The organism is Streptosporangium sp. NPDC005286, assembly GCF_040607515.1.
Taxonomy (GTDB): domain Bacteria; phylum Actinomycetota; class Actinomycetes; order Streptosporangiales; family Streptosporangiaceae; genus Streptosporangium.
On sequence record NZ_JBEXGU010000315.1, the window covers coordinates 1 to 4,840 of the forward strand.

Sequence of the window (4,840 nt, forward strand, 5' to 3'; positions counted from 1 at the left end):
CTTACATGAAACGTAGCCATCTGGATCACACCTCCAGTTCGTGATGGCTAGGGCTGGTCAACGCGGGGCTTCGAAGCGCATCGCTGCGCCTCAAGCCCCCTCCTTCAGGAGGGGGTCGTTGACGGCTTCGAGCGACGATCGCCGGGGCGAGAGTGAAGGGCGTGGTCGAGGAGGCCCAGGGGTGGGGAGCCGAGGTCGAACATCGCGGTGTGGAAGCGTTTAAGGCCGAAGTCGGGGCCCCAGGCGCTTCTGGCGCGGTCGCGGAGGTCGAGGATCTCCAGCTTGCCCCAGGTGTAGCGGCCGTAGGTGGGGTCGAAGGTGGCCCGCGCCGCCTCGGAGAGGGCCGCCGGGCCGGCGAGGTGGGTGTCGGCGGCGAAGCGGCGGGCCCCCTCCTCGACGGTCATCGCACCGGAGTGCACGCCGATCGCGCAGGCCAGCCGGGTCACCCTGATCAGCGCCTCCAGCCACACGCCGATCTCGAAGCGCGGGTCCTCCGGCGCGAAGCCCTCCTCGACGCAGAGCTCCTCGGCGTAGTGCGCCCAGCCCTCGGCGAAGGCCGTCGACATCAGCGTCCGCCGCACGTCGGAGCGGGCGCGGCGGAGCGCGCGGCCGTGCGAGAAGTGTCCGGGGGCGACCTCGTGCACATTGATCGCGGGGAGCGTGGTCTCGCTGAAGACCTCCAGCCACTCCTCGATGTCGCCCCGCGGCCACGAGGGGTCGGGCGGGGTGACGTGGTACCACGAGGGGCCGTCGGGCTCGCCGGGCGCCGACCAGCTGATCATGGCCATGCCCCACCGGCGCGACTCGGGCGCGATACCGACGAGGCACTCCCCGTCGTGGTAGGGCACCAGGTCCTTCTCCCTGGTGAAGGCGATGGCGCTCTCGGTGCCGATCCTGGCCGCCTCGATCACGCCCTCCGGGCCGGGGTGCTGCTTGACGAGCTCGCGCGCCACCTCCAGCGGCGGCCGATCCCCGAATCCCAGCGCCGCGCAGGACTCCGCCAGCCTGGCCATCAGCCGGTCGCGCTCGGCGTCGGCGCGCTCGGCCAGCCGTCCCAGGTCGACCGGGAGGCCGTCGCCGACGCCCATCAGCCGGGCGAGACCTTCGGCGCCGAGCGAGGCGTCCGGGTCGCCGGAGCGCGCGGCCTTCTCGACGTGCTCCACCAGCCGGGCGTGCGCCCTGAACGCCGCCTCGCGCACGCTCTCCTTCGCGTCGCGGGGCACCCCGGCGGCCAGGCCGCGTACCGCCCCGAGCAGCGCGGTCGCGACGGGGGCGCTGAGCAGGTCGAGCGAGGCGACCGCGTTGTCCACCGCCTCCGGCCAGCGGGCGAGGTGGGCCTGCTTGGCGGCGTTCCGCTCGGCCTCGGGGGCGTACTCGCGGTCGTAGGTGGCCAGGTCCAGGTTGCCCACGTGCTCCATGGGGCTGCGCCGGTGCAGCTCCAGCTCGGCGAACTGCACCCGCGCGGCCTCCTCGAAGATCTGCAGGTGCGCCGCGTCATAGGGATCCTCGGGCAGCGGCCCCTGACCGAGCGCGGCCAGCCCGGCGCGCACCCCCGCAGGCGACAGGTCCTGGATCAGGCCGTCGTACTCGTGCCGCCCGGCCATTTCCCGGACACCGGAGACATTGAGGTCGCACACCGCCCGGAGGCGGCCGTCGAGTTCGGTCATGGTCGCGACGCTATATCAGGACGGGTTCCAGGGGACCTGGCACGGCGTCCGCACCGGGATTCACCGGTTCACCCGTTCACCGGTTCACCGGTTCACCGGGGACCAGCCCTCCTGGATTCAGGGATTCTCCAGTTCGGCGATCCGGTCGAGCAGTGCCTCCAGCGTCTTGTCGTCCGTGGCCGGGGCCATGACGGTCACCCGCAGGTGGCGGACCCCGCCGATCTCCGCCGAGGTCAGCTGGAAGGCGCCGTCCGCCATCAGGCGCTCGCGGACGTCCGCCGGGTCGGCGGTGCCGTACCTGAAGCAGACGATGTTGCTCTCCGGCTCGTACGGGCACTCGAAGCCCGGCCGCTCGCGGGCCAGCTCCCAGAAGCGGTGCGCGGTGGCGTACTGCCGCGCGACGTGCTCGCCCAGGCCGCGCTCGCCCCGCCAGGCCAGGTTGAGGAAGATCTTCAGGCCCAGCTCGGCCTTGCTGCACTCCACGGTCCTGCCGATGAGGTCGAAGCCCTGCTCCCCGTAGAACAGGTAGCTGGCCCGCTGCTGGAAGGCCGCGTCCAGGTCGCCCTCACGCCGGGTCAGCACCGCGGCGGCCAGGCTGGAGGTACGCAGCATCTTGTGCGCGTCCCAGATCAGCGAGTCGGCGAGTTCGATCCCGTCGAGCAGGTGGCGGTGCTCGGCTGCCAGCAGCGCCGAGGCGCCGTGGGCGCCGTCCACGTGGAACCAGACACCGCTCTCCGCGCAGAACTCGCCGATCCCGCGCAGGTCGTCGTAGAGCCCGGTCCCGGTCGCGCAGGCGTTCGCCACCAGGGCCATCGGCCGCCGCCCGGCCTCACGTACCCGTGCCAGGGCATCCGGCAGGCGGGCGACGTCGACCCTGCCGAGCCCGTCCACGTCCAGCGGCATGACCGCGCGCTCCCCCAGCCCGAGGATCGCGGCCGCGCGGCTGAGCGAGTAGTGCGCCGCGGCGGGGGCGAGCAGGGCGAGGTCACCGGGGACGCCGTCGGTCCACGCGTCGGGGGCGACCGCCGCCCGCGCGGCCAGCAGCGCGGTGAGGTTGGCCAGCGAGCCGCCGTGGGTGAGGACCCCGCCGCCCGCCTCGCCGAACCCGACCTTGCCCAGCATCCAGCGCAGCACCTCGAACTCGACGGTCGCCGCCGAGGCGCCCATCTCGTAGACCGCCATCGGGTTGTTGGTCGCGCCGTGCACGAAGTCGGCGAGCGCGGCGGGGAAGTCGGGCGCGGCGATCTGATGTCCCAGGTAGGCCGGGTGGTGCATCCGGGTGCCCTCGGCGAGGTAGCCGCGCAGGAACTCCCCGTGGCTCTCCGCCGTCATCCCGCCCTCGCGGATCCACCGGGCGAGCCCGAGCCGCTCGGCCAGCTCGCCCGGTGGCCTGCGCCGGATGACCGGCGCCGCCCCCGCCTGGCTCTCCGCCACGTAGGCGGCCAGCTCATCGACGGTCACCCCGGCCGCGCGGACGAACTCCTCAACATTCCACATCACCAGAGCCTCCCGAGGATGCTCCGGTCTTTAGGACTCTGTTGCTTAGTTGCCGCCGGTCGACGTCTGGTGTCGTTATCCAGTGCCAGGCAGGTCGCGGAGATCGAAAACGAATTGGGCAACGGAGTCCTTTATGCCTGGGAGGAATCGGGAGCGGGAGAGCCGCCAAGGCCCGAGCATGCCCTGACCGGTCGGTCATGTCGATCGGCTTCTTTCTGGGTCGTGTAGCCGTAGCCGTCCGCGCGCTGAAGATGACGGACATGCCGGTGGTTGATCCCGGAGACGCGACCGTACCGGGTGGTGATGTCGAACGAGCCACAGGAGCGGACCAGGACTCGCCCGACGTGGACCCCGGCCTTCTTGCCTGCCGGGACGTTCGCCCGGACCAGGTCGCCGGTCTGGAAGCCGTGATGCAGTTTGCTCCGTGGCCTGACAATACGGGGAAACCCGTACCGGTCGGGGATGGTGCGGGCGTAGCTGCCGCGACCGGCCGCCTTGGCCACGAGCGCGGTGGACGGCCAGATGGTCACGGTGTCGAGGTGGCCGACGTGCAGCGCGTCCAATGTGTGGGACTTCGGTGCGCCGGTGCGGGAGCGGTTCCATGTGGTGCGCCCGCCGGAGGCGCCTGCCACGGGTAGGCCGGTGGCCTTCAGCGCCTGCCACAGTGCCCAGCGGGTGGTGTTGACGGCGGCGGCGTCGCGCAGCGGTGCTTTAGCCTGTTTGAGGATCTTCGTGAGGAGTTCGGGTCTGGTTTTCAGGAACTCCTCCACGAGGGTGGCGTTCTTGGTCTGGTTACACGGGATGCAGGCCAGGGTGAGGTTGCTGATCCGGTCGGAGCCGCCCCGGCTGCGGGGGTGGATGTGGTCGAGGTTGAGTGGTATGCCGCTCGCGTCGCAGTAGGCGCAGGTGCGCCCCCACTTGGCGAGCAGGTATTCGCGGACCTCGTACCCGGCGAGGGTGCCCTGCTGGTATTCCGCTCCTTCGAGCGGCTTGCCCGCCGAGAGGGTGTGGGTGTCGAAGGAGGCCTTTTCCACGTGTACGGCGGTGACGGGCGCCCACCGGGTCAGCCGCACCACCCAGGACATGGTGGTGTCGACACGGTGTCGCAGGGACGGCGCGAGCCACCCCTTCGGCTTGGTCCGGTTGAGGAACCGGGGCGCACGGTAGCGTAGGTTGCGTGAGCGCCTCCCTCGCCGGTACGCGGCCCGCGAGGTGAGCCTGTCGCGGATCAGCGCGCCCCGGTGGTCGAGCTGGATCGCATACCGTCCGGCCCGGCTCCCGGCCTGGTCGGTGAACACGGCCAGACCGGTGTGCCTGGAGCCGGGGTCGATACCGACCTGCACGCCTGCCACAACGGAGCCGGCCACCGACCGGTCTTTGAGACGGATGACGAACGGGGTGTGACGCACCACCACCGCCCGCCCGACCGCCAGCAGGCGACGGGCGCGGGCAGGGTGACAGGGGTCGAGCGGGTGGCCGCGGGCGTCCAGGACGAACACGGCGGGGTGAACCTCACGGTTCGCTCCCTCGGACACCGAAGCGTCCTCGGGGTGACGCCGAACGGACCGGGTGCCGGTCGGTTCGATCTCCCCTCGCCCAGGTTGAACACCAGGTACCGCCTGGCGGCGGTGTCCGTGAGCCGTTTCGTGCCCACCCTCGGGCGTGTCTGCTCCCAC

General features: G+C 71.5%; 3 protein-coding genes. All 3 read right to left on the reverse strand.

Annotated features, from left to right (window positions below; all coding sequences use genetic code 11):
* Positions 1 to 104: 104 nt before the first annotated feature.
* Complete coding sequence (locus tag ABZU75_RS45235; protein WP_355569365.1) at positions 105 to 1,667, reverse strand: DUF885 family protein; 1,563 nt, start codon at positions 1,665 to 1,667, stop codon at positions 105 to 107.
* A gap of 117 nt (positions 1,668 to 1,784) precedes the next feature.
* Entirely contained in the window at positions 1,785 to 3,164 is a 1,380-nt protein-coding gene (locus ABZU75_RS45240; protein ID WP_355569371.1) for a pyridoxal-dependent decarboxylase, read from the reverse strand.
* Between the two features lie 131 nt (positions 3,165 to 3,295).
* Positions 3,296 to 4,699, reverse strand: coding sequence for an RNA-guided endonuclease IscB (gene iscB / locus ABZU75_RS45245; protein ID WP_355569368.1), 1,404 nt, complete (start codon positions 4,697 to 4,699; stop codon positions 3,296 to 3,298).
* Positions 4,700 to 4,840 lie beyond the last annotated feature (141 nt).